Origin of the sequence: Paenibacillus xylaniclasticus, from assembly GCF_004001065.1 — a bacterium.
GTDB classification, from domain to species: Bacteria; Bacillota; Bacilli; order Paenibacillales; family Paenibacillaceae; genus Paenibacillus_T; species Paenibacillus_T xylaniclasticus.
Map to the genome: position 1 here is coordinate 197,851 of NZ_BIML01000006.1, position 24,729 is coordinate 222,579.

Annotated in this window: 23 protein-coding genes and 1 pseudogene; 4 read left to right on the plus strand and 20 right to left on the minus strand. The window is 50.9% G+C overall.

The features are described from left to right. Entirely contained in the window at positions 1–555 is a 555-nt protein-coding gene (locus tag PXY01_RS09930; protein ID WP_307719374.1) for an NfeD family protein, read from the minus strand. 692 nt (positions 556–1,247) lie between these two features. Beyond that, a complete protein-coding gene (locus PXY01_RS09935) occupies positions 1,248–3,086 on the minus strand; it encodes an ABC transporter ATP-binding protein (RefSeq protein WP_127569693.1) in 1,839 nt (612 codons plus the stop codon). Between the two features lie 436 nt (positions 3,087–3,522). On the opposite strand from PXY01_RS09935, the gene PXY01_RS09940 reads away from it, so the two are divergent. Together PXY01_RS09940 and PXY01_RS09945 are read left to right on the plus strand one after the other, a co-directional pair. Continuing rightward, positions 3,523–3,810 carry an ArsR/SmtB family transcription factor gene (locus PXY01_RS09940; protein ID WP_127569694.1) on the plus strand — a complete coding sequence of 96 codons (288 nt, stop codon included), beginning with the start codon at positions 3,523–3,525 and terminating at the stop codon, positions 3,808–3,810. Between the two features lie 38 nt (positions 3,811–3,848). Further along, on the plus strand, positions 3,849–6,359 hold the full coding sequence (locus PXY01_RS09945) for an FAD-dependent oxidoreductase (protein WP_127569695.1): 2,511 nt from the start codon (positions 3,849–3,851) through the stop codon (positions 6,357–6,359). A gap of 69 nt (positions 6,360–6,428) precedes the next feature. Here the strand turns inward: PXY01_RS09945 and PXY01_RS09950 are convergent, their stop codons facing one another. The 3 genes from PXY01_RS09950 to PXY01_RS09955 all read right to left on the minus strand — a co-directional run bounded on the left by PXY01_RS09950 (position 6,429) and on the right by PXY01_RS09955 (position 8,416). Further along, on the minus strand, positions 6,429–6,833 hold the full coding sequence (locus PXY01_RS09950; RefSeq protein ID WP_218028219.1) for a VOC family protein: 405 nt from the start codon (positions 6,831–6,833) through the stop codon (positions 6,429–6,431). A 58-nt stretch (positions 6,834–6,891) separates the two neighbouring features. Further along, positions 6,892–7,026 (minus strand): macro domain-containing protein, encoded by a 135-nt coding sequence (locus PXY01_RS23050; RefSeq protein ID WP_262385086.1) that lies wholly within the window; start codon positions 7,024–7,026, stop codon positions 6,892–6,894. Positions 7,027–7,183: 157 nt separating this feature from the next. Then, complete coding sequence (locus tag PXY01_RS09955; RefSeq protein ID WP_127569696.1) at positions 7,184–8,416, minus strand: MFS transporter; 1,233 nt, start codon at positions 8,414–8,416, stop codon at positions 7,184–7,186. Between the two features lie 274 nt (positions 8,417–8,690). On the opposite strand from PXY01_RS09955, the gene PXY01_RS09960 reads away from it, so the two are divergent. Beyond that, positions 8,691–9,719: an NADH:flavin oxidoreductase/NADH oxidase gene (locus PXY01_RS09960; protein ID WP_127569697.1), complete on the plus strand. Its 1,029-nt coding sequence runs from the start codon at positions 8,691–8,693 to the stop codon at positions 9,717–9,719. Positions 9,720–9,853: 134 nt separating this feature from the next. On the opposite strand, the gene PXY01_RS09965 is transcribed toward PXY01_RS09960, so the two are convergent. The 8 genes and pseudogenes from PXY01_RS09965 to PXY01_RS23290 all read right to left on the minus strand — a co-directional run. Next, positions 9,854–10,390, minus strand: coding sequence for a hypothetical protein (locus PXY01_RS09965; protein ID WP_127569698.1), 537 nt, complete (start codon positions 10,388–10,390; stop codon positions 9,854–9,856). Between the two features lie 295 nt (positions 10,391–10,685). Next, positions 10,686–12,086 (minus strand): threonine synthase, encoded by a 1,401-nt coding sequence (gene thrC / locus PXY01_RS09970; protein WP_127569699.1) that lies wholly within the window; start codon positions 12,084–12,086, stop codon positions 10,686–10,688. A gap of 108 nt (positions 12,087–12,194) precedes the next feature. After that, positions 12,195–13,658: an S-layer homology domain-containing protein gene (locus PXY01_RS09975; RefSeq protein ID WP_164744371.1), complete on the minus strand. Its 1,464-nt coding sequence runs from the start codon at positions 13,656–13,658 to the stop codon at positions 12,195–12,197. A gap of 133 nt (positions 13,659–13,791) precedes the next feature. Beyond that, a complete protein-coding gene (locus tag PXY01_RS09980) occupies positions 13,792–14,079 on the minus strand; it encodes a hypothetical protein (RefSeq protein WP_127569701.1) in 288 nt (95 codons plus the stop codon). A 100-nt stretch (positions 14,080–14,179) separates the two neighbouring features. After that, complete coding sequence (locus PXY01_RS09985; protein WP_127569702.1) at positions 14,180–15,418, minus strand: DUF445 domain-containing protein; 1,239 nt, start codon at positions 15,416–15,418, stop codon at positions 14,180–14,182. 164 nt (positions 15,419–15,582) lie between these two features. Continuing rightward, positions 15,583–16,179: a hypothetical protein gene (locus tag PXY01_RS09990; RefSeq protein WP_127569703.1), complete on the minus strand. Its 597-nt coding sequence runs from the start codon at positions 16,177–16,179 to the stop codon at positions 15,583–15,585. Positions 16,180–16,319: 140 nt separating this feature from the next. After that, positions 16,320–16,475: a hypothetical protein gene (locus tag PXY01_RS22320; protein ID WP_164744372.1), complete on the minus strand. Its 156-nt coding sequence runs from the start codon at positions 16,473–16,475 to the stop codon at positions 16,320–16,322. A gap of 82 nt (positions 16,476–16,557) precedes the next feature. Further along, positions 16,558–16,722: pseudogene (locus PXY01_RS23290) on the minus strand (class I SAM-dependent methyltransferase); the annotation flags it as partial. A gap of 515 nt (positions 16,723–17,237) precedes the next feature. On the opposite strand from PXY01_RS23290, the gene rsgA reads away from it, so the two are divergent. Next, on the plus strand, positions 17,238–18,311 hold the full coding sequence (rsgA, locus tag PXY01_RS09995; RefSeq protein ID WP_127569704.1) for a ribosome small subunit-dependent GTPase A: 1,074 nt from the start codon (positions 17,238–17,240) through the stop codon (positions 18,309–18,311). Positions 18,312–18,733: 422 nt separating this feature from the next. On the opposite strand, the gene PXY01_RS10000 is transcribed toward rsgA, so the two are convergent. The 7 genes from PXY01_RS10000 to PXY01_RS10030 form a co-directional block, all read right to left on the minus strand. Next, a complete protein-coding gene (locus tag PXY01_RS10000) occupies positions 18,734–19,576 on the minus strand; it encodes a hypothetical protein (protein WP_127569705.1) in 843 nt (280 codons plus the stop codon). 78 nt (positions 19,577–19,654) lie between these two features. Next, entirely contained in the window at positions 19,655–20,167 is a 513-nt protein-coding gene (locus PXY01_RS10005) for an NUDIX hydrolase (RefSeq protein WP_127569706.1), read from the minus strand. 256 nt (positions 20,168–20,423) lie between these two features. Continuing rightward, positions 20,424–21,743 (minus strand): ABC transporter permease, encoded by a 1,320-nt coding sequence (locus tag PXY01_RS10010; RefSeq protein WP_127569707.1) that lies wholly within the window; start codon positions 21,741–21,743, stop codon positions 20,424–20,426. Continuing rightward, a complete protein-coding gene (locus tag PXY01_RS10015; RefSeq protein ID WP_127569708.1) occupies positions 21,736–22,638 on the minus strand; it encodes an ABC transporter ATP-binding protein in 903 nt (300 codons plus the stop codon). The genes PXY01_RS10010 and PXY01_RS10015 overlap by 8 nt, the downstream gene beginning before the upstream one ends. Then, complete coding sequence (locus tag PXY01_RS10020) at positions 22,635–23,540, minus strand: ABC transporter ATP-binding protein (RefSeq protein WP_127569709.1); 906 nt, start codon at positions 23,538–23,540, stop codon at positions 22,635–22,637. Before PXY01_RS10020 ends, PXY01_RS10015 begins: the two co-directional genes overlap by 4 nt. Positions 23,541–23,542: 2 nt before the next feature. After that, on the minus strand, positions 23,543–23,935 hold the full coding sequence (locus tag PXY01_RS10025) for a GntR family transcriptional regulator (protein WP_127569710.1): 393 nt from the start codon (positions 23,933–23,935) through the stop codon (positions 23,543–23,545). Positions 23,936–23,983: 48 nt separating this feature from the next. Continuing rightward, positions 23,984–24,703 carry a hypothetical protein gene (locus PXY01_RS10030; RefSeq protein ID WP_127569711.1) on the minus strand — a complete coding sequence of 240 codons (720 nt, stop codon included), beginning with the start codon at positions 24,701–24,703 and terminating at the stop codon, positions 23,984–23,986. Between the last annotated feature and the right edge of the window lie 26 nt (positions 24,704–24,729).

A 24,729-nucleotide genomic window follows, 5' to 3' on the forward strand; every position in this document is an offset into this window, starting at 1 on the left:
TTATACTCTCCTCTCTATTTCATCATCCAGCAATGGCATTTCTACCTTCGATACAAGCAGCGTTCCGTCTTGAATCTCAACGACGACCACCCGCGAGCCGCCATCAATCGGCTGTCCGTCGAAGCTTGCCGCAATCTGATTCGTAACGCCTGCGCTAACCTTAATGAGCACCTCTCCGCAGCCCTTCTCCGGTATCGGAACGAGCACCTCCCCCAACAAGCCGGTCAAATCAGCGGTCGAGAAGGCGATCGAATTCTCGCTTCGATCCATCGGCCGGATATAGACGAAGAAGACGATAAATCCGGCAACGATGCCGGCCAGCAAGGCAGCGATGACAACCATTACGATGCCAAGCGACGTATAACGTTCCAACAGCAAGCCCGCCCCGCCGAATGCGGTTACAGCGCCGGCAAACGCGCTCATATTGAGCCAAGGAGGACCGTCAAACGACAAGAAATCCATCGCTCCATCAAGCGCTTGCCCGATAATATCGCCGAAGATGACCGCAATGGTCGTATACAGCGCTCCGCCGATGAGACAAGCCAAAAACAGCACTTCCAAAGTCCCACCCCCTTCAACCAGACTATTCGCAACCATTCGGACTTTATTCATTCCCAAATGCAATCTGCGAAGCATGCAAAGCAAGATGGTGCAAGATGGAAATTATTGAATATTTTATGCCTACACTAATTCCATTGCAGATTATATGTAGGAGCGAATAAAATTACCCATATTATATTTATTATGCCAATAATCAAATATGGCAAATGAATTGTAACAATGACATGTTCAAGCTTACTCAAACATCAAATAAGCCTCACTGCACATTGGCAGCGAGGCTTTAATATACACTGGCTGTATGGTCTACAAAAGTTATTTTCTAAATAAAGAGGATTTTGTATATTTAAGTCAAACCGATTAACTATGCTGAGAACGGATGCTGAAAGGATGATTGTTATGAAAAGGTATACAGCTCTTATCTTTCTTCTCTTATTTATCTTTCACATTATCGATATAATCTACACTGCATATAAGGATCACACTACAGATATATTCTCTATCGTGATTGTCACCGCAATCATTTTGTTGTTCGGAATTGAATTTCTCAAAAGAAGAAATAGCTAAGCAAGGATACAAGCTTCAACTGCCCAACAAAGCGGCCATTCGCTCAAGCGAATAGCCGCTTCCTTATCCCGCCCTTCTCGATCGTGAGCGCTGCACCGTAATAGGCGGGAGATAAATAGCCGTCACAGCTGAAGCTGCTTCAAATTGTAGAACTCGCCCTTCGCTGCCATCAACTCATCGAACGTTCCGACCTCAACGATGCGTCCTTGCTTCATGACCGCGATCCGATCGGCATCGCGGATCGTTGACAGCCGATGAGCCACAATGAACGTCGTCCTCCCTTTGATCAGCTGCTGCATCGCTTTCTGTACATGATGCTCTGACTGGTTGTCGAGCGCTGAAGTCGCTTCGTCCAGAATGATGACGCGCGGGTCGCGAATGAGCGCGCGTGCGATTGCGATACGCTGGCGCTGGCCTCCGGACAGCTTGCCGCCATGCTCACCGACAATCGTATCGAGTCCTTGCGGCAGGCGCTCGATCATCTCGGTTAAGTTCGCCATCTCGACGACACGGTTCACCTGTTCGTCTGTTATATTGTGCAGACCGTACGTAATGTTATCCCGAATGGACCCCGAGAATAAAATGGTCGTCTGCGGCACAACCGACAGATGCTTGCGGTACGTCGTCAGGTTAACCGTCGTCAGATCGATCCCATCGACAAGCACCTGCCCCGAGGTCGGCGTCAAGAAGCCGGTAACAAGGTTCAGCACGGTCGACTTCCCAGCGCCCGATTCGCCGACGAATGCAATGCATTCGCCTTCCTTCACCTCCAGTGTCACGCCGCTCAGCACATGATGCTCATTCCCCGGATAGACAAGCTTCACATCGCGGAACGAGAAGGAGCCCGCGATATCCGATAGCTTCAGCTTGCCGGTATTGTCCTCAATCTCAGGCGAGCGGAGAATTTCACGAATGGAATGAATCGATTCGAAGCCTTTGGCAATATTCGGATAAACGTTCAACAGCGCCGTGACGGAACCGAGAATCATGCCGAAGAAGCCTTGATACATCACAACGTCTCCGACCGGAATGTCGCCATTATACGCCAGATAGATCGTGAAGACGAGGCAGGCAACCTGGAACAGCTGAAACAGCACCCAGTTCGACGAGCCGAAGAACGTTTCGATGATGTCCAGACGATATCCTTTGCCCTGCAGCTTACGGAGCGTAGAATCCATTTTATCAATCTCGACCTTCTCCAGACCGTGCGCACGCGTAACCGGAATCATCTCGACCATCTCCGATACGCGGGAGGACATACGCTCGATCTCGCGGCGGAACTCTTGGTTCGAATGCCCAATTTTGCGGCGGAACAAGTAAATGACAAGTACAGAGGCCGGGATAGTCATAATGAAAAAGATCGATACCGTCCAGCTGTTGCGAGCTGTCAGAATGAATGCAACGATAATATTAATGATCGACGGGAGGAACGAAGACATAAGCTGCTTCGACAAGCCCTCTACCGCTTCCGCATCGCGAAGCACCTTCGACTGCAGCTTGCCTGCCTGAAGCTCGCGGTGGTATGTAATAGAGAGCTGCTGGAGCTTGCGCACGAGCGCGCTGCGAAGTCCCGCTTCGACGTGGCGGATCGCCCGGCTCATAAACGATGTGTAGTAATGCGCTGTCGGTATGTTTTGTACGATGGATACGCCGAGCACAATAAAATTAACCCACAGCTCCTGAGTCGAATGGGCCGACGGATTCGTCGCAATATTAATCAAGTTGGCCGTAACAATAGGAAGAATAAAAACCGGCGAATGCTTAATCATGAAGAAGATTAGCGATAATAACAGGTTCATCCTATTGCCTTGGTAAAGCGTCCATAAAAACCGAAGCGGACTCTGCGTCTGCTCCATCGCGGCGGCCTCGAACGTACGCTCATAATCGACAACGGACGCCGGAAGTCCTGCTGATAATGCTGCCAACGCTGTCGTCCGATTGGCCGCTGCTATTTTACTCATGCTGCATCTGTCCCTTCTTCTTCTGCACATTCGCGTTCCCATCAAGCGGAAACTGAACTAATCGTATGGGAATCCATGGCGGCTGTAAACGGAGTCCACTCATCACGATCGGTCATATTCAGACAAAATGATGGGTTTAAACCCTTCTTCATCTGCAAATAGTTGGTTTCCACGTCGTATCTGCATGATTCTGCGGTTTTCGTACCGTATCAAAAAAGTGAAGTCCATATTTGGAGGGGACCTCAGTAACATCTTGTTCGCTGTAGCGTTGTTTTTATGTCATTGTGGTATAGTCCATTCGAACCTCTCGTCGTTGGTATTCTCGAGCTTGTTCGATGTAACTCTTGCAATATACAACGCTATATTATAATATTACGATATAGCGATTCAAAAATGATCTTAATATTATTACAAATGAGGGCGGTGAATTGATCGAATGGATTCGAATATTCAATCGTTCTACGATACAGCGGAGCTGCTCAAAACGCTTGGCCACCCGGTGCGGCTGTGCATTGTAAACGGTTTGCTGAATAAGGAGAGCTGTAACGTATCTTACATGCAGCAGTGTCTGTCGCTGCCACAGTCAACGGTCTCTCAGCATCTGGCCAAGCTTCGTGCCGCCGGTATCATCGAGGCGGAGCGAAGCGGACTGGAGGTCCGGTACCGGATTAAGGATGAGCGTGTGAAACGAATTGTACAAGCGCTCACTGCCGCCGAAGAGTAGGTAACAAATAGACAATACAACACCTTTAGGAGGACACCATGACGATACTGAACAATCAACCTAAACGGGTTGTCATCATTGGCGGCGTTGCGGGAGGCGCTTCAGCTGCTGCCCGTCTTCGCCGACTGGATGAGCAAGCGGAAATTATACTGTTAGAGAAGGGCGAGCATATCTCATTCGCGAACTGCGGCCTGCCTTACCATATCGGCGGCACGATTGCTGACCGCGGCAAGCTGCTCGTACAGACGCCGGCGGCGATGAAGCAGCGGTTCGGCATCGACGTGCGGACGGAAAGCGAGGCGATAGCCGTCGATCCCGCGAAACGATGCGTAACGGTAAGACAAGCTGATGGTACCGCCTACGACCTGACTTACGACGCGCTGATTCTGTCACCCGGCGCTAAGCCTCGCCGTCCTGCAATCGAAGGGCTGAATGGTTGCAGCAACGTCTACTCGCTGCGCAGCTTGAAGGATATGGACCGGATTATGTCGCATCTGGATTCGAATCCGTCAACCCGCGCTGTCGTCATCGGCGGAGGCTTCATCGGTGTCGAGACAGCGGAAAATCTTCGTGAGCGCGGCCTTGAAGTGACGCTCGTACAATCCGGCCCCCACATTCTGGCGCCGTTCGATTCTGAGCTGGCCGTACTGCTCGAACAGGAGCTGGATCGCCGCGGTGTTACGCTGGCACTGAACCAATCCGTTACGCGCATACGTGAAGCTGGAGGCGAGTCTGTGCTGACGCTTCGCGATGGAACCGAGCTGAGGGCGGGACTCATCCTGTTAGCGACCGGCGTACAGCCGGATACCGGCTTCCTTGCCGGCAGCGGTATTGAGCTTAGCAGCGACGGTCATATTATCGTCAATGAGCGGCTGCAGACGAGCGCGCCAGACGTCTACGCTGTAGGCGATGCCGTAATGACAACCCATTGGATTACAGGGAATCCCGTTGCAATCCCGCTGGCAGGCCCTGCCAACAAGCAAGGGCGGATAGCTGCCGATATTATAAGCGGATTGCCGACGACATACAAAGGAACGCAAGGCACTTCGATTGTCAAAGTATTCGATCTAACCGGTGCTTCTACGGGCTTGAATGCGCGTGAGCTTCGTAAAATCGGCATCGAATTCGAGGCCGTCCATCTGCATCCACAGCCGCATGCCTCCTATTATCCCGGAGCCTCACCGATGTCGATGAAGCTGCTGTTCGGCAAGGATGGCCGCGTGCTCGGCGCTCAGGCTGTCGGGTTTACAGGCGTGGACAAACGAATCGACGTAATAGCGACCGTGATTCGCCTCGGCGGTACCGTAACCGATCTGACCGAGCTGGAGCTCGCTTATGCGCCTCCATACTCGTCTGCGAAAGATCCGGTCAACATGGCCGGTTACATGGCTGAGAATGTACTAAACGGATTGACAGACGTGTACCATACGGAACATCTCGAAGAACGAGATCAGAGCTCAACCATGCTTATTGACGTCCGCACACCGCTCGAATTCGGCAATGGCACTATTCCAGGTGCGGTCAATATTCCGGTGGACGAGCTGCGAAGCCGACTGAACGAGCTCGATCGGATGCGGACGATCTGGGTGTTCTGTCAGGTTGGGCTTCGGGGATATACCGCTTCGCGCATTCTAGCACAGCACGGCTTCCGCGTCCGCAATCTGTCCGGCGGTTACCGGACGTACAAAGCGACGTTGTTCTCGCCGAAGGGTCCTGGCGCTGCGGACCGTCCCGCATCAGTGGACAAAGCAGCGGACAGCGACACAACCAATTCGGCATCGAATGCGGCGCCAGCCAAGCTGGACGCCTGCGGCTTATGCTGCCCGGGCCCGCTCATTCAAGTGAAGGATGCCATGGACAAGCTGGCCTATGGCGGTATTCTTGAAGTTAAAGCTACCGACCCCGGCTTCTATGAGGACATTCGCGCTTGGAGCGAGATGACTCGCAATGAGGTTGTAGATCTTGCCCAAGAAGGCGGCGTCATTACGGCAACGCTTCGTAAGAACGGAGCGGGCGGCAGCTTGGCACAAGCCGCCGCAGGCTCAGCGGCCGTATCCGCAGCAGCACCGCAGCCGGAGAAAGACGGTGCGACCTTTATCGTCTTCGATGGAAGCCTCGACAAAGCGATCGCGTCTTTCATTCTGGCGAACGGAGCGGCAGCAGCCGGTAAGAAGGTGACGATGTTCTTCACCTTCTGGGGACTTAACATGCTTCGCAAAGCTTCTGCTCCTCCCGTACAGAAGACGATCGTTGAGCGGATGTTCGGCTGGATGATGCCGCAGGGCTCAAAGAAGCTCCCGATGTCTAACATGCAAATGCTTGGCATTGGACCGAAAATGATCCGCGCGGTTATGAAGAGCAAAAACATCGCATCGCTTGAGGAACTGATGGATACGGCCAAGCGACAAGGCGTCGAAATCGTCGCCTGCCAGATGTCGATGGACGTCATGGGCATCAAGCGCGAGGAGCTAATTGACGGCATTACCGTCGGCGGCGTTGGCTACTATCTCGGCCAAGCAGACAAGGCTGGTACGAACTTATTCATATAATTCGAAAGGGCTCACCCCGTCAAGGCAGCTTGACTTTGGGTGAGCCCTTGTCCTTATTCGATTCGTCCGTTACTCAGTTACTTCGTTCGAGATCTCAATCAGGTTGCCGTCCGGGTCGCGTACATAGACCGATTCAATCGGTCCTGTCGCGCCAGTACGTCTTACTGGCCCCTCTTCGATCTTCACGCTGCAAGCATGCAGATGTCGAATGACGTCCGCCAGCGGCGTCGGAGTCAAGAAGCACAGATCGGCAGAACCCGGCGCGGGTAAGGCCGCCTTCGGCTCGAATTCTTTGCCCTGCTCATGCAAATTTATTTTTTGTCGTCCGAATTGAAGAGCTCGCCGCCCATTGCCGAACGTGACCGCCTCCATCCCGAGCACATCCTCATAGAAACGAATCGTGCGCTGCAGATCCTTCACCGTCAATACGAAATGATCCAGCCTCTCAATTACGATTGGAGCTTGCGAAGTCATGTCCTCTCCCCTTTTCACCTTATCATCCGTTCAGCTTGTACAACGTAACCGCATAATTCTAGAATACTTCAGCAATCATCGGTTCTATAATATTCCAATCGCCGTTCGCAAGCCCACAGCCAATGTTATACGGCAGCGCCACCGTGAGACCGTCTCGCTGAGCCAGCTCCTTCAATTGGGTTAGACCTAACATCCCGTCACAACCGTTACTGCCATATCACCACGCTCTTTCTGTGCTGAAATAGGAAGTAAATTATAGATCCCATTATAATCCGGACCAATCATAATGTGGATAAAAAAAGTCCGCCAACGCCAAACAGGCTTTGTACGGACGTATGTATATGCGATAATTATGAGTTCTTGGCGACTGCGCTTCGTTCGCGCGGCAGGAAGAAGGCGAGCAGGCCGAGCAGCGGCAGGAAGCTCGCGATCAGCATCATGTCAGCGCGTCCAAGCGCATCCGAGATATTGCCAAGCACGACGGCGCCGACGGCACCCATGCCGAACGCAAGACCCGTAATAAGGCCGGACGCCATCCCGATATTGCCAGGCAGCAGCTGCTGGGCATAGACGACGCTGACGGAGAAGCCGGATTGTAGAATCAAGCCGATGATAAACATCATCGGATAAATCCAAAGCTGCGATACGTGCGGCAGTAATAGCGCGAACGGGGCAGCGCCTGCGACGGACAGCACGATCATTTTTTTCAGCCCGATCTTATCCGCCAGAATACCACCGAAGAACGTACCGATAACGCCGGCCGTCATGTACAGGAAGACAGGCACCTGTGCAGCTTTCTTCGACATCCCGTATTGATCCTCAGCAAAAAATTGATAAAACGTTGATATACCCGAAAAGTACCACGAGCGTGCGAACACAATCAAGACCAGCAGCAGCATCGCGCAGCCGATAGCCTTGCGGCTCATTGGGTTAGCAGAAGCCGCTGATGCTCCGGTCCGCTTCTGCGGCTTACCATGTTCGCGAAGCTGCGTCCGATACCACGGCGCAACACGGCTGAGCAGTACAATCGCGATTAATGCGATAATAGTGCCCCAGATCGCTCCCCGCTGACCGAGAGGTAGAAAAATAAAGATCGTCATAAGCGGCGCAAGCGATTGACCGAAGTTACCGCCGACCTGATAAATCGACTGTGCCAATCCTTTACGTCCTCCAGCGGCGAAATGGACGACGCGCGACCCTTCCGGATGGAAGACAGCAGAGCCAAGACCGATCAGAATTACGCCTCCGAGCAGCGTCCAGAAGCTCGGCGCGAATGCCAGAATCACCATCCCGGCAAGACTAAGTCCCATACCGATCGGCAGCATGAACGGCATCGGCCTTTTGTCCGAATACAACCCGACGACAGGCTGCATAACGGAAGAGGTCATATTGAGCGTAAAAACAATCCAGCCCAGCTGGATATCACTCAATGTTAATGATTCTTGGATAACAGGAAACAGTGCGGTAACGACAGACTGCATCGCATCATTCAGCATATGCGACGCGCTGATTGCGAACAGAATGGAATAAACCGTTGCGGTCGTAACCGCTCGAAGCCGGCCAGCTTCCGTGGCGCTTGACATTTCGATTTCAACTCCTATGTATGGGTTATTATGGATCTCATCTGATGCTAAGGAAGATACCACACCTAAAGTGCGGCTGACAATCCTTTTGATCAATAAAATCCATATACACCGATAAACTTTAGGGTCTATAATGGACATAGATAAACTGTGTCGAAGCTTGCACAGAATGAGTCGTGCATTTCGAAGCAGATTCGATCCCATTAGATATGGCTCTTCTGGGAGAGATATTTTGATGAGGTCCAATAAATAATAATTTCGGAGGTACATAAGGATGACCGTGAATTTAGGTACGCCGTTCAAGATGGATGGATTCGAGCTCAAGAACCGAATCGTAATGCCGCCAATGTGTCAATATTCCGTTACGGCGCAGGACGGCAAGCCGAATGACTGGCATTATGTCCACTACGTTTCTCGCGCCATTGGCGGCGTCGGACTCATTAATGTGGAAATGACCAATGTAGAGCCTGACGGACGAATTTCGAATCAGTGCCTCGGCTTGTGGTCCGACGACCACATCCCGGCATACGCTCGAATCGTTGACGCCGTGCACCAATATGATACGAAGATTGGTATTCAAATCGCCCATGCCGGACGCAAAGCAACTGACGCGCTGCAGCCTGTCAGCTCCACGAATGTCGCGTTCAGCAGCGAGTACAAGCAGCCTCGTGCTCTTACGACCGACGAGACGAAGCGAATGGTCGAGCTGTTCCGGGACGCTGCCGTCCGCGCGGTGAAGGCGGGCTTCGATACGGTGCAGCTGCATGGCGCGCACGGCTATTTGATCCACCAATTCCATTCGCCGGGCACGAACGACCGGACGGACATCTACGGCGACGATCCGGCCCGGTTCGGCATCGAAATTATTCAAGCCGTCAAGAGCGTGCTGCCATCGCATGTGAAGCTCCAAATGCGCGTATCGGCAGCCGATTACGGAGAAGGCGGCTACGATCTTCAATATGGCGTTGAGTTGTGCAAGAAGTATAAGGAGGCGGGCGTCGAAATTTTTGATATTTCGAGCGGCGGCGGCACGTCGTCTAATCCGCGTGGACTTGGCGGCGGCATCTATCCGGGCTATCAGCTTCACATGGCTCGCGCCGTGAAGGAAGCGACCGGGCTGCCGGTCATCGCCGTCGGTCTGCTCGACGAGCCGAAGCTAGCGCAATTCGCCGTTGCAAGCGGCGACTGCGATCTTGTTGCCGTCGGACGCGGCATGCTGCGCGACCCTTACTGGGCGCTGCACGCCCAACAGGCGACAGGCGCCGCAGTCGAAATTCCGGAACCATACGTGCGCGGCTATTAAACGAACAAATCCGACCTTGCGCCGAATAACTGGCGTTGAGGTCGGATTTTTTTGGTATGCCCTGCAGCTAGGCTAGAAATGCAATAACCCCCGCAGCCGCTGTACCGCAGATACGGGGATTATGAAAGAATGGACTAGTACTTCTGTTCGTCGTGACTACCCGTCGAGCGCATCAATAGCAGCAGCAGTCCACCAACGACGATGAACGATGCCGATAAGCCCTGCAAGCCGTTAAACGAGACGAGGGTCCCGAGCGAAAGCAGTGCAAAAAACAAAATCGCGCAACTGCCAAGAATAAATACCGGAAGCAGCAGCCAAAAGAGCCGATAGCCGAAAATGTAAAACTCCAGCAATCCGAATGCAACCGCAAGCATAAAGCCCGGCCATACCGTGCCCCATGCGTCGAACAGCATGCCCGCCTGGCATGTCAGGCCTGTAATTACGAGAATGCCTCCGGGAATGAGCAGCCCTGCTGATGGTTTCGTTCTTTTGTATAAATAGGCGACATGAAAAAATATCCCGATGGGCAGAATGAACAACGTCGGCCAGAAGTAAGCGAAAATGTTGCCCGGTTCCGCATAGGATCGCCCATCCGTCGCTTGGGCTTGAATGAGCAGCCAGACTATGCCCGCCGCAATGGCGATGATGCCATAATTACGCCTCGTAGTCATCAATTGATCCCCCTAATAAATGTTGGTTCTGTTGGCTGTGTACGTACGCCTTTGCTGCAATCAGCTTAACACCACAGCTTCATCATTGTAAATGCATTCAGCACAAAACCCGACCTGAGTCGGAGGCGCCCTACATCCTCCGTACAAGCCCAACTGGAGCGGCGGACCGACACACTCGAGATGGCTACGCTGCGTGCGGTGAAATAGGTGCTTTTCGGCACCTATCTCGCGTGGCGCGCGCCAAAAAAAAGGCATCACCCCATCCGGGATGATACCTTTATCGTTCTAGCGCGAGTTACACGCGCTGATGAAAAAATTGCTCCAGCTGCTGCACGATGACAGCCGTATCGCCATCGACGATCGTCTGACGCTGCGGCTTGTCGAACAGCGAGGAAATTTCTGCCGGGAACGACTGCTTAATGCCCGTCAACTGCACCGCTTCATCGAACTTGGCAGGGTGTGCCGTCGCGAGTGAAATGATAACGCCATCCGAGCCGCCGCGCTGCTCTGCTGCCACTACGCCGCATGCCGAGTGCGGGTCAAGAATATAGCCTGTTGCCGCCTCGTAACGCTTGATCGTATCGAGACATTCGTCGTTGTTAACGCCGTAAGCGCCGAACTCAGCACGAACCTTCTCCTGCACCGCTTCCGATACGGACAGGCTGCCTTCTGCCCGGAACGCGTTCATAAGAGAGTCGATCGCTGCCGCATCTTCGCCCAGCACATAGTACAGATAGCGCTCAAAGTTGCTTGCAACTTGAATGTCCATCGATGGGCTATGCGTCACACGGAAATTGTCCGGCTTATAAACGCCCGTATCAACGAAGCGCTCCAAAATGTTATTCTCGTTCGTCGCGATAATGAGACGGTCAACAGTCAGACCCATACGCTTTGCAAGATAGCCCGCGAAGATGTCGCCGAAGTTGCCCGACGGTACGCTGAAGCTTACTTGCTCAGCGCCTGTCTCTTCTTGAACGCGGAAGAACGAGTAGAAGTAATATACCGTCTGCGCAATGATCCGAACGATATTAATCGAGTTAATCGCGCATAGGTTGTTTTTCGTTTTGAAATCAATGTCCGCGAACAGATCTTTAATGATACGCTGGCAATCGTCGAAGTTGCCGTGTACCGAAAGGTTAAGCACGTTATCCTCCGGCACCGTCGTCATCTGCAGCTCCTGCACCTTGCTTACTTTGCCATGCGGATGGAGAATACAAATGTTGATGCCTTCCTTGCCGCGAACGCCTTCGATCGACGAAGCGCCTGTATCGCCGGACGTTGCGCCAAGGATATTAATTTGCAAATTCCGTTGGCGCGAGACGTACGTATACAGCTGGCCCATAAATTGGAGAGCGATATCTTTGAACGCGAACGTCGGACCGTGAAACAGCTCCAGCAAATATAGCTTGTCCTTCAGCTTCGTCACCGGTGTGACTTCCGGATGACGGAACGTCGAATAGCTGTCCGCTACAAGCTTCTTCAGGTCGTCTGCCGGAATTTCATTATTCGTATACAAATCCAAAATCGCCAGCGTCAGCTCTTGATACGAGAGCTTCGACCACGACTTCAACGTCTGAGCGGATACGGTCGGAATTTGCTCCGGAACGAGCAAACCTCCATCTGTAGATAATCCCATAAGAAATGCATCAATAAAGCCGATCCCGCTAACCTTGCCTCTAGTACTAATGTACTGCATGTCATTCCCTCCTACTATATCGACAGCAATGCCGAGCCAAGCGCCGTCTGCGCCCTAATCATATAACTTAAATTATACGTGCCGTTGCAGCATTCGTGCAATTGTTTATTAAAGGTACGTAAATGTAAGCCGGATCACTCTTTTATCCACAGAATGAAACACGGATACTTCAGCCAAAATATTAGAAAAAGACTCAAGAGCCGCCTCCATGTCAGCCCACTCATTCCCGTCGTAGGAAGCCTTGAGCTCGACACTCATCTGACGGGCGTTAATTGCCGATGCAATTCTCGCGTGCAGCTCATCGCTGCTGTGCACAACCATACCCATCTTCTCATAATAGCTCGCAGCCGTCGACGTCGCTTCCGGCCAATTCGAGCGCTGCCATATATGATCCTTCGCAAGCTCCTCATCGGTCACATTGAAATAGTTGTATACGAGCCGTCCCTGCTTATCCGGCACCGGATCATCCCAGGTGACATCGAGATTATAATATTCGCCGTCGATCTTCACCTTGTTCCATGCATGACCGCCGCCATTGGCCGTGCCTGTCACGATCTGCGAATCAATACCGGCCATCTCCAGCATCAGATGCGCCGCATAAGCATAGCCTTGGCATACAGCGGTACCGTGGAACAAAATTCCATACGCGCTGTAAGAATCATCTGGAATCGTATCAGCAAGATAGTTATCGTAATCGTATTCGGCATGAAGCACGATGTAATCATGAATCGCCAATTCCTTCTCGAAGTCGCTCATGCCGGGCTTGACCAGCTCGCTGACAATGCGGGCTGCCTCGTCGTATATTTTTTTCGTACGGGCATCTGTGAAGATATAGCTTCTATCCCTAAGCTCGATCGCATCCAACAATCCATATTCACTGCCCACATACACCGGACCCAAGCTATCCGCAATTCGATAGGCCAGCGAAAAAATTTGCTCCCGCGAGGCGTTCGCTTTCGGCTGGAACTTGAGCCCTTCCTTCGTCTGCGTCCCCTTCAGAATGCCAGCTCCCGCCAGCTTCGACGCCGCCTCAGCCGCCCAAGCCGCAATGGAGCTGCCATCCGCAAAAGCCGTTGGCTCACTGCCAGCGAGCTTCTCCTTCAAACCCGACTTGGTTAACGTGCTGTACAGCATAACCGCAAGCTGCTCGCGCGTAACAAGCGCATCCGGAGAAAACTTCGTTGCGCTGATGCCCCCAACTATACCTAGCCCATAAGCTTTAAGCACGTTCGGGTCCTTCGTATCCTTGAATGGATTGGTTGCCGGAAGGGCTGCCTTACTGCCTGTAAGCCGTTCGTACAGCTTGACGATTACACTGCTCAGCTCAGCTCTCGTAATCGCTTGTTGATAATCTGACTGCAGCCCGTCTGGAATCAGATCCATATGCATGGCTTGTCTTACGTCCTCAAAGGCCCAGGAGCTCGGCCGATTAGCTGCCGACGCCTGCTCCGGATATACCGTCAATAAGCCGGCAAGCAGCATAACAGCCGAACAACCTGTAACTATACGTTGTTGAATCGACGATAATCGCCGCGCCGTCCGATCATTCGATCCTGAATCCATTGTAACCATGTGCCGATCTCTCCCTGTCATGAAGCATTATCTCTCATTATAACGGAAGGGATTGGAAATGTAATTAAGTTTGTCCGATTGCCGCAACTAAAAAACGGCGCCTCATAGCGCCGTTTGAAATCCTATTCAGAGCCTATTCGTCGTATTGTGCGTAACCGTTGTCAAGCAAATACTGCATCTCCGTATCGAGAATCGACTCGACCGCCAGCTCGTCCAGCTTCACATCGCGCTGCTTCAAGATGTAGTCGACCAGCTCGTCGCTGTCGATGTCCACTTCACCGCGCGCATTCGTATGGGCTTTATCGATAAACGCCTGCTCATACTTCAGCACCAATCGAATTTTGTCCTCGGCGACCTTCGTCTTCTCGACCAGATGCGCCACCAGATCGTCCTCGTTAAAAATATTTTGTTCCTCGCTCATCAGATGATGGGCCTCCTTATTCGCTTCCTTGTGTTGCTTCGGTCACATTGTAACATGACTCATGCTTTATACCAAAATGACCCTGGCGCTTGCCAGACGGTTAAAGCTGAACCAGGGCCAGCACAATGCCAACTATAAACCCGCACAACGCTCCGTTAACGCGTATCCACTGCAGGTCGTTGCCGACCTTGTTCTCCAGCATGTTCACAAGCGCGGCGTCATCCATTTGATCCAAATTTTCTTTCACCAGCTGGCCGATTCGGAAATGGTTCGTCTCGACCAGATGAATGGCATAATTAAGCAGCTTATTCTCCCAGTCCGCTATGCGCTCCGGATCACGGTTAAGGCTCCGTACAATCGAAGCATAGAGCTTGAAGAAGGCTTCTCCGCCGCTCTGGCGCTGCTCCTCCAGCTTCTCAAGCGCAAGCGAGCGAAGCTCCTCCAGCCTCGCCAGGAGGAACGCTCGGCCATCCTCGCTCTGTACCATGCCTTGCAGCCGTTCCTGAATGCGGCCGATTGCCGCCTCGTCCTCCGCGAACTGGAACAGTCTTACCCGAATTTCGCGCATTATGACATCGCGATGAGGGCTGTCTTCGCTTTTCAACCCCCGGATGCCGGAAACGAGCATATTTTGCAGCATGCCGCCTATTTTATCCTCATCCATAAAGCCCGCGAACGCCTGTACAGCAAAGCCCATAAAGCCGCCCATCTTCACCTCGCCAAGCTTCTCGGCAGCAATTTTCCCAAGCAACACGCGCGTCTCTGGCCGCTGCGCCCAGCCATGCGCCTCGCCAAGCACATAATCGAGAACCATCTCATCGTAGCCCTTCTCCATTGCCGTCGTCAGCAGCTTATCGGCTAATGACTTCATATCCGTCCGCTGTACAACATTCACGACAGCTGATTGGATCAGCTCTGCCGCCTTCTCAAGCGGAAGCCGCTCCACAATCGGCAGAAGCTCCCCAATAACAACGGTCCGCACTTTCCGTCTTGCGACTAATCTCGTCAGCATCCGTCCGGCCAGTTGAAGCAGCTTTAACTTGCGCAGCCGATTCTCGATACTCTCTTTGTTCAGCAGCTCGTTCTCAAGCGCCGAAATGAGCGCTCGAACGATTTTGTCCCGGTTGCGCAGCAGCAGCGACGTGTGCGGAATGGGAATGCCCATCGGATGACGGAACAGCGCCGTAACCGCGAACCAGTCGGCAATGCCCCCCACAAGCCCCGCCTCGAAGCCTCCCTGCAGAATGAAGACGAATGTCGTCTCCGGTACGATTAACGTGACGATAAAGCCACAGGCCATAACGGCAAGCGACAGCACCGCCAAATAACGCGAATTCATGATGCGGACCTCCTATAAGTACAATCGGAATAAATGAAGGTGGAAATGTTATGCACAAATCAAATCATACCGTTGCCGGACCCGCACTGTAAACCTTCTGACGAACGATAAAAAGGCATTTGGGGACAATTTTCCCCAAAATGCCTTCATTCCATGCGCATATGCTATGAATCGACCGTGAACGTTACATCATTCTTAATTTTATAGTCCTGCTTCTTCCCGCCCTCCTCGGTATAAAAACCGGCTTGACCGGAAGCCTCATATTGGCCGGACGGAAAGCCTGTCTTCATAAGCTCTTTCACAAAATCGATATAGTCTTGGCTGTCTTGCTCCGTATACCAGCCGCCGCCTTTGTAAGTCTCTTGCAACGGCTCTCCGCGTGACAGCTTCGTTCCAATAAGCGGCTGATCCATCATATAGCCGATGTCGTAGCCGCGAGTCGTCTCTTTCAGAAAAAAAGAAAACGGCGATGCTGCATGATAGATCGTAATTTCGTCCTGATCCCCGACATACTCCAGCTCGGCCGTAAGCCTCGGCTTCGCTCCTGCTTCCTCACCCGGCGACACCACAATAAGCCGGTACACGAAATCTCCCTGCTTCGTCTCTCTAGCGGTAGATTGCTGCATCACTACCGGCTTCGGTTTCTCCTTCGTTACTACATAACCGCATCCCGCAAGCGCCATCATAAGAAGTACAGAAATCATCAACATCAGCAGCCCCGTTGCGAGCGAACGGACTGCTTTTTCACATTTAACGCTCATTCATTGCACCTCCGCTATTACTAACGTATCAAGCAGCCTTCGAGGTTGCAGCATGAACATCATTGTGTCTTCCTGCTTGGCAAAGTATGTGGGCACCTAGAGGCTAGAGTCCTTAGCTCCGACACTCCTCCGGTTTACTTCTACGTTTCATAGCTCGGGCTCTCCGCGGCCCGTTTCTTCATATTGAGGAAGCTGTGGCGTACACCGCTTACTTCCGATTGCGGCAGCAAGCTTATCGAACGTGAAGAGCAAATGTATAGAGACAGAGGTGACCGCCGAAGATCGTCCATGAACACCTTCAAGACCTCCCTATCGAACATGGGAGACTTGAAGGTGTTTTTTCATGATTACAGCAGCAAGCCAAGAACCGTCATCTATTTACTTTCGGATCGCTTCATAAACATAACTTTGTTTGCCATTGGTTGGTGCTTTGCCGAATTCGTAATCAGCGGATACAACCACATCCACAAAGCCGATGCTTTCTTAAACGAGCTTAAATTCTTCTATGCCATACCAACGGAGCGCTAGACGTTGTAATTCGGTCTATATAACCACCCAAAGAATGACCTACAGGTTTCGTAAGGTCATAGACCTCTGTACATAGCTCTCCATAGTAGCTAAAATACATTTTTCTCTAACGTAACTAATACCACCAATTATAGTCAAAATGTGGTCAATACAATAAATGAATCAGCGGTTTATTAGACAAATTCGGCACTATTGGATATTGATTATTTTACCAAAATAGATTATTTTATAGAAAGCTTAGTGATAAGCGAGTTCCTTACACGAAGGGAGATGTGTTTTAATGGCAGCTACTTATACGGTGGTTTGGTCTTAGAACTGAATAGCAGGCATACGTGACAAGAGCGGGAAGAGACCGTTTTATTTGGTATGCCATCTAAAGTAACCTTTCGTGAATATTGCTGTTTGCAGGATACGATTAAGGGTCGTATCTTTTTTGCGTCCTAATGCCGCGCGACAGCAGCTTCTGTAGAGGCTGCTTGACCGCGGCATTTTTGCGTCCAACAACAACAATAAAGGAGCTAACATCAATCATGATAGATTTGAAAAGCTATGGATTCAGAGAAATAGAAGCAAGTCCAGACGGCTGCCTGCCCGGCAGGGTGACGGAGCTTCGGCGCGAGCGCTTCACGGTCATGACCGAGCGCGGCGAGGTAACGGCGGTACTCAAAGGGTCGTTCTATTACAATGCGGAAGATCGCGGAGATTTTCCGTGTGTCGGAGATTTTGTCCTGCTGCACTATAACGAGAGCGGAGACTCTCTAATCACGACAGTACTGCCTCGCCGCTCCAAATTCTCGCGTGCGGATTACTCCGGGCATGACGCAGGCTATGCCAAATCCGTGCGGGAACAAGTCGTCGCAACGAACTTTGACTATGTGTTTATTCTTTCTTCCTTGAACTGGGATTTTAACATTCCACGTATTATGCGCTATATAACACAAGCAAGACAAAGCGGCGGCCAACCGGTCGTCATTCTGACCAAGGCGGATCTTGTTGAGGATTGCTCTGTGCCGCTCTTAGAAGTCATACGAGCAGTCCCTGATGTGCCAGTGCATGCAATTAGCAGCCATACAGGTCTGGGGCTAAGCGAGCTTGCTACCTATCTGACGCCAGGTCAAACCATCGTCTTCCTCGGCATGTCGGGCGTCGGCAAATCGTCTCTGCTCAATGCGTTGATGGAACAAGAAGTCATGAAGGTTCAAGCGATTCGGGAGGTCGACAGCCGAGGGCGGCATACGACAACGCACCGTCAGCTGTTCATGCTCCCTTCCGGTTCGATGGTCATCGATACGCCAGGAATGCGTGAGCTTGGGCTCTATCATGCCGAAGAAGGGATACGCACAAGCTTTGCTGATGTGGAGGAATGGTTCACGCAATGTCGATTTACAGATTGCCGCCATCAAGCCGAGCCGGGCTGTGCCGTTCTCGCCGCGCTTGCCGACGGGTCGCTGCCGCGTGATCGGTGGGAGCAATATGTTACCCAGCAGCAAGAGAATAAATATGTCGAGGATAAAACGAGCTACCTCATCGACAAGAGAGCTCGCAACAAAGCGATCTCCATGTGGAGTAAGCAAACGAGGAAGCATGGGAGTTGGAAGAAATAACGAAGTCAAGATGACGAAGCGTGTCGCTGTTCTTCAACAAATTAAACGGAAGCGGGCTGACCATTCGATCAGCCCGCTCTTCTAATCATTCTTATAATCTGACGTATTGAATGAGCGAATTTCTGGTAAAAGTCACTTAAATACTTTTGGACGAGGAACCGTATCATTTGAAAAAACAACGAAATAACAATAATAAATATTAACAGCTGTAACCCTACCTCTACAGAATCCATTTAGAAGCATGCACCTCCAGCTTTACTCCCATCATTCACACAAATAAAATAATTCATCTAAGGGAAGACCAGTGCAAAGCATGAACAGCAGCGGTCATGTCCGTTCTATTGGGCGCTTCTATTAAACGCATGGTTTTAGTTGCTTGTCTCATGGCCGCATTGTTAATAATCGCTGCGCAGCTCCCTCCTCTATTTTCGTGGATGTTTCAAGCCCGATTCGGTACATTTGTAGTGCTTGATCACGGCCTGCATTTGTCTATCGAAAATAAATCTAGCAGGGTCACCCTCCATAATGGAATGGATGTTGTCTAATGCATATCCTTTCAAGCCAATAGCGACATATTCATTGGTTGTTGTATCTAACTCGAGGTATATCCCTGAGTTATATGCATATCCATCTTGACGAATAAACCAAACCCCAGCGGACTTTTCGTACTCAAAAAAATCTACTACGTAAATATCAGAATCCAGCCATAATTCCCTCTCCGTGCCTGTAGTAAAATCTATACACGTCCTCGTCAACTCGTTCTCGATTGTCTCCATCATTCGATCCTTTTCAGGCGATGTTCCAAAATGGGGATTTCGAACCGGCTGAACCTTAAGGGATAACGTATCGATAACCTCATAATCACCTTCCGGCCACGATTCATCATTCGGAATGGAATGGCCTGTACAATATACAGCTCCGCCCAGCCGATCAAATGTGAACAAAGAATCTTTCCAGATGGCTAAATTCGATAACGCGAAAACTCTTTGACCATCGGACTTGTCTGTATATACTCTCACTTCAACTGAGATCTGTTGACCAACGTACGGTTCAGAGCCGGCTGGCCTAGGATAAACCTCATCAGGATTAGACCATAAGAAATAGTTGATACATTCATCCATCGCGCTCTCAATATTCGCAATCGTGTAACCGGCTGGTAATCGTTCGTCGGGACTCAAATTGCTTCGGTTATCATTTGCTCCACATGAGCTAATGAGTAGCACGACGCTCATTATAAGAATGTTCAATACAATCCTATTTGCCATATTATCCTCCATAACTGACAATGGTCCCTTTGAAGAAGGGACCTGGGTCACAACGTTAGATGCTCGATTAACTTGGTGCTATTGGGACTCATGATCCGATGCTGGATAAGTACGACCGTTTCTAGTAATGAACCTCTTAAACTGGCTATTCGAATTCAAATCTTCCGTCTTAAAAAACTCAGGATATACATCTAAGGCCGACAGCTCATGAATCGGAATCCAATGCAGCGGTACTTCACCATATGGCTCTTCGAAGAAAGCTTGTTTCATTTGGCGTAATTCGGAACTTGGTTGAACCGTGAAATAAAAACAAAGCTCATGGTAATCCGTACCTTCAACTGAAGTAAAGAAGTTCTCGTGAACATACTTCAATTCGCCAGCCTCAAGACGAAGCCCCGTTTCCTCGAACATTTCTCTTACAATCGCTTCTTCAGCCGTTTCTCCAAATCTTGCACGACCACCTATTGTATAATAGAACGATGTCGCTTTATCTTTCGCCAACAAAATTTGATCTGAATCCATAATAATTGCTCCGACACGATAGCTGAATTTCCCATCTAGTACGTTTAAAGTAATGTCCCCATTTGTCATAATATCTCACCCGCTTCATTGTTCCATCCCAGCTCAATCATTTCCGCTTACCGTACGATTGTGCAATTTCTTATTCTATTATTTATGGTTCATATGACAAACATTAACATCCAACCATAGACTCTGCAACCTCTTAATTAGATCTACGGATTCGATGAGACTAAATCGGTTCCAACAATTAACCGAAACCGCAAGCCCGAAAAAAAACACCCTTGACCAATCAATATTTTGATTAATCAAGGATGTTTCAATTACCCTACAGCTTATATGCCTTCATCGCCTTACGAAGCTCCTTGATCGACGGACGTTTGCCATACATCAGTACGCCAGTACGATAAATTTTCGCCGACAGCCATCCGGATGCAAACGTCGTTGCTAACAACAAGACGAGCGAAAGCGCGATTTGCCAGAATGGCGGCTCCGTCATACCGATGCGAAGGAACATAATATATGGCGTGAAGAATGGAATGAACGACGTTACCGTCACGAACGTGCTGTCCGGCGAACTCAAGCTGAAGAAGCCGATATAGAAGCCACCCATGGAGATGAACGTCAGCGGCATAACCGCCTGGCCGAGCTCCTCCGTCCGGCTGACGAGCGAGCCGACGCCTGCATACAACGTCGCATATAAGAAGTAACCGATCAGATAGAAGAAAAGTGCATAAATGTATAGCGACACCGGAATATCTGCCATATTGATGCCGATGTCCTTCAAGGCACTATCATTGTTCGGCAGCGACAAGTTAACAGCGAACACGATGACATACACCGCTATTTGCAGCAGCCCGACGATAAATACGCCGAAAATTTTGCCGAACATCTGCTTTAGAGGCGATACGCTCGTAATGAGCACTTCCATCACACGCGAGCTTTTCTCTGCCGTTATTTCCGTAGCAATAAGCATACCGGTCGACATGATCGTCATAAACAGCAAGAACAGAATCGCGTAAACCATAGCATATTGCGCTCCTGTATTCTCTTCTACGGCCTCTTCTGTCGCCGTTCCGTCGGTAACGTTAATTTGTATGCTGCTTATTTCGGCCTGCGAGAACAGCGTCTGCTTCTGCTCCTCAGTTAACCCCAGGCTTTGCAGCTCATAGTCGAGCTTGATCGCTTGCAGCGCCGCCTGCAGCTCGGCCACCGCTTCGTCGCTGTACTTCTTCTTCGCACGAAGCTCGAGCTTCGGAAATTGCTCCGGCGAGCCCGCATCGATCAGCACAAAATATGCGTCGATATCGCCGTTTTCAAGCGCCTCATTCAGAGCTTTCGCTGTCGCGTCTGCCGAGTCCGCATTCGTTATCGGAACGAACTCGTACTTCGGCTCCTCCTGTACCTTGAAATAAGACTGCAGACTGCTTCCGATGTAGCTGGACGTTACTTTCGACTGGACTTGATCCGTTGGTGCTGACGCATATCCGATACGATCCGGCGAATCCGAACTGAATTGGCTAATAATATAAGGTAAATTGATAAGGACGCTCAGTATGACCGCCAAAATGATGGTCGAGACAATGTAAGATTTCGCCCTGATCTTGTTGCGGATTGTGAATCCGACGACGGTCCAGAAATTATTCATGCTCGCCACCTACCGTTCGTATGAAGATTTCGTTAAGCGTCGGCTGCATCAGCTCGAACCGTTCAATATCCGCTTGCTGCAGCGCATGATGAAGAATCAGCTTCGCCGCCTGCTCGGAAGCGATCCCGATCTCCGTCACGTTCTCCTGCTTCGTCACATATCGCACGCCTTCCAGCTGCTCTAATCCCGTCACTTCGCGGCTCGTCGCCAGCATCACTCTCTCGCGCGGATAGCGGCTCTTGATCGTCTTAATGTCACCCTGCACGACCGGATTGGAGCGATGCATAATTGTAATGTTGCGGCACAACTCCTCAACATGCTCCATCCGGTGTGTCGAGAATAGAATAGTCTTGCCGTTATCGCGCAGCTCCTTGACCGCTGACTTCAACAACTCGACATTAACAGGGTCCAGACCGCTGAATGCCTCGTCCAGAACTAAAATTTGCGGATCGTGAATGACGGCGGCGATGAACTGAATCTTCTGCTGATTGCCCTTCGACAGCTCCTCAACCCGCTTATCGTAATATTCCGGCACCTCGAACTGCTCCAGCCATCGTCTTAAGCTCTGCTCTGCTGCCTTCTTGCTCATTCCTTTAAGCTGCGCCAGATAGATCAACTGCTCATTCACTTTCACCTTCGGATACAGCCCGCGCTCCTCCGGCAAGTAGCCGAGATTGCTCAGCTGCTCCTTGCTGTACGGCTGACCGTTATATCGTATGCTTCCTTCATCCGGATAGATCAGGCCGAGCACCATCCGCATTGTCGTCGTTTTGCCTGCGCCGTTCGCACCGAGCAGCCCGTAAATCTCTCCCTGCTCTACGTTGAAGGACAGTCCATTAACCGCTGTCTTATCACCATATTTTTTATAGATCCTTTCGACTGATAGGGGGTTCATGCATACGCTCCTCTCCGCATTAAAGCGTGCAAAATGTCATCCAGCGACAGCGCCTGCCTCGTACTGATGCGATAACCCATTTCGTGCAGCGCACCTTCCGTCAGCTCCGCATTCTCCGTTACGATGCGTACCATCCCGCCGCCTGCTGGCTCCGCTTCAACGACGGCCGGCCACGACGATGGAGAAGCCGACGAGACGGATTTATCTCCCGGCGTGACGAATAGCACTTGCCAACGCTGGAACAGCTCATCCTTCTCGAACTTGCCGAGCACCTGACCGCGAACCATGAAGACGATATAATCGGCAAGTCGTCTTACTTCATCTACAATATGAGAGGCCATTAGTATCGTCCGATTCCCCGGCTCCATATATCGATGAAGCAGCTCGATCATCGACCTCCAAGCGATGGGATCAAGGCCTGACGACGGCTCATCAAGCAGCAGCAGCTTCGGCTTATGAGCCATGACAAGCGCTAATTCGAATTTGCGCCGCATCCCTTTGGACATTTTACCCAGCTTGAGAGAGTCATCTATCTCGAAGCGCCTAAGCAAATCCTGATACAAATTCACGTCCCAATCCGGATACCACTGCCGCACGAATGCCGCCTTCTCCGAACCGCGCAAATACTCATCCTCTTTGCTCGAATCTTCAGGCAAATATCCGATCTGCCGCTTCCATTCCCGGTCATCTCCTTCTCCGACCTTACAGCCTAGTACGGTTAAGCTGCCCGCATTCGGCTTAGCCAGATCGAGAAGCAGACGAAACGTCGAGCTTTTGCCCGAGCCATTCGGTCCGACAATCGCAGTTACGAACCCTTCCGCAATGTCCAGGTCGATCGGTCCCAACCGAAAATGCGGATGATGCTGTTCTACGCCGCTTATCGTAATCGCATTCGCTTCCATCGTCATCTCTCCTTCCATCGTTCGTCCAATACTTGAGCCATAATTTGCTGCATCTCTTCGCGCGTCAGCTGTACCCTCATGCCGGCATCAACCGCCGCCTCCACCGCCTCAATGACGGATGACGTCCGCTGCCTGTCGCGGTCTTCTTCTTGCACGGTTGCGACGAACGTCCCTGTCCCTTGACGGGTTCGAAGCAGTCCCTCCGACTCCAGATCCTGATACACACGCCTTACGGTAATGACACTGCATTTCAACATTTGCGCAAGCTCTCGAATCGATGGAAGCAGCGTCCCTTCCGCTAATTGACCGCTCACAATCAAGGCGCGAAGCTGAACTTCTATCTGGTGATATAGCGGCTCCGGACTACTCTCATTTATATTAATTGGCAGCCACACACTTACACCTTCTTTGTCATCTTCTATTGACCGATCATTCCATTTCGCCTAGCGGGAATAGCTTCTGACCTTCAGCCTCATGCTTGTAAAAATATAGACGAGCAATATTAAGATTACTCCGAATAGGAGCGAACCCGCCGTGTACCACCAATTCCCATGTTGAAGCTCTCGGATGACGCCGAACGTAACCGATTGCTTCTCATTGTACAGAACATAACCCGTCCCAAAATATAACAAGAGGTATAGGAAGGACCACAACGTATACGTTTTGCCTGAGAAGCCCTGCTCTAAGAACGTATACGTCCCCGCAATTCCTGCTGAGTAACCGAACCAGAACAATACGAATCCGATATACGTACCGATGTCCAGTTCTCCACGCAGCGTATCCGATATCGCGTATAACGCGATAAAGTAAACGGCTTGACCAAGAGCCAGCGTCCCCATCAATTGAATAAGACGCCCGGCAACAATCTGCCTAACCGAAATCGGCAGAGTGCGCAAACTTATAATTCTATTCGTGAACGAATTTTCCCGCCATGCTCTCATTATCGTCCGGTTCATCGGAAATCCAAGTATCGGCAATAAGGCAAGATGAAGCGTGTCGACCGTCCAGCTCATCTTCAATGTATCGGGATCATTCATATTATTAAAAAATGAGTAGACAATCATCAGCAAATAGCAGATGAAAAGAAGCATGATCATCATACCGATTCGTTCCCTGCGCCACTCAAATTTTGCAAGACTCCATGCGCCCCGCCAACCATTCATATGACCGACTCCTCATCATACACGAA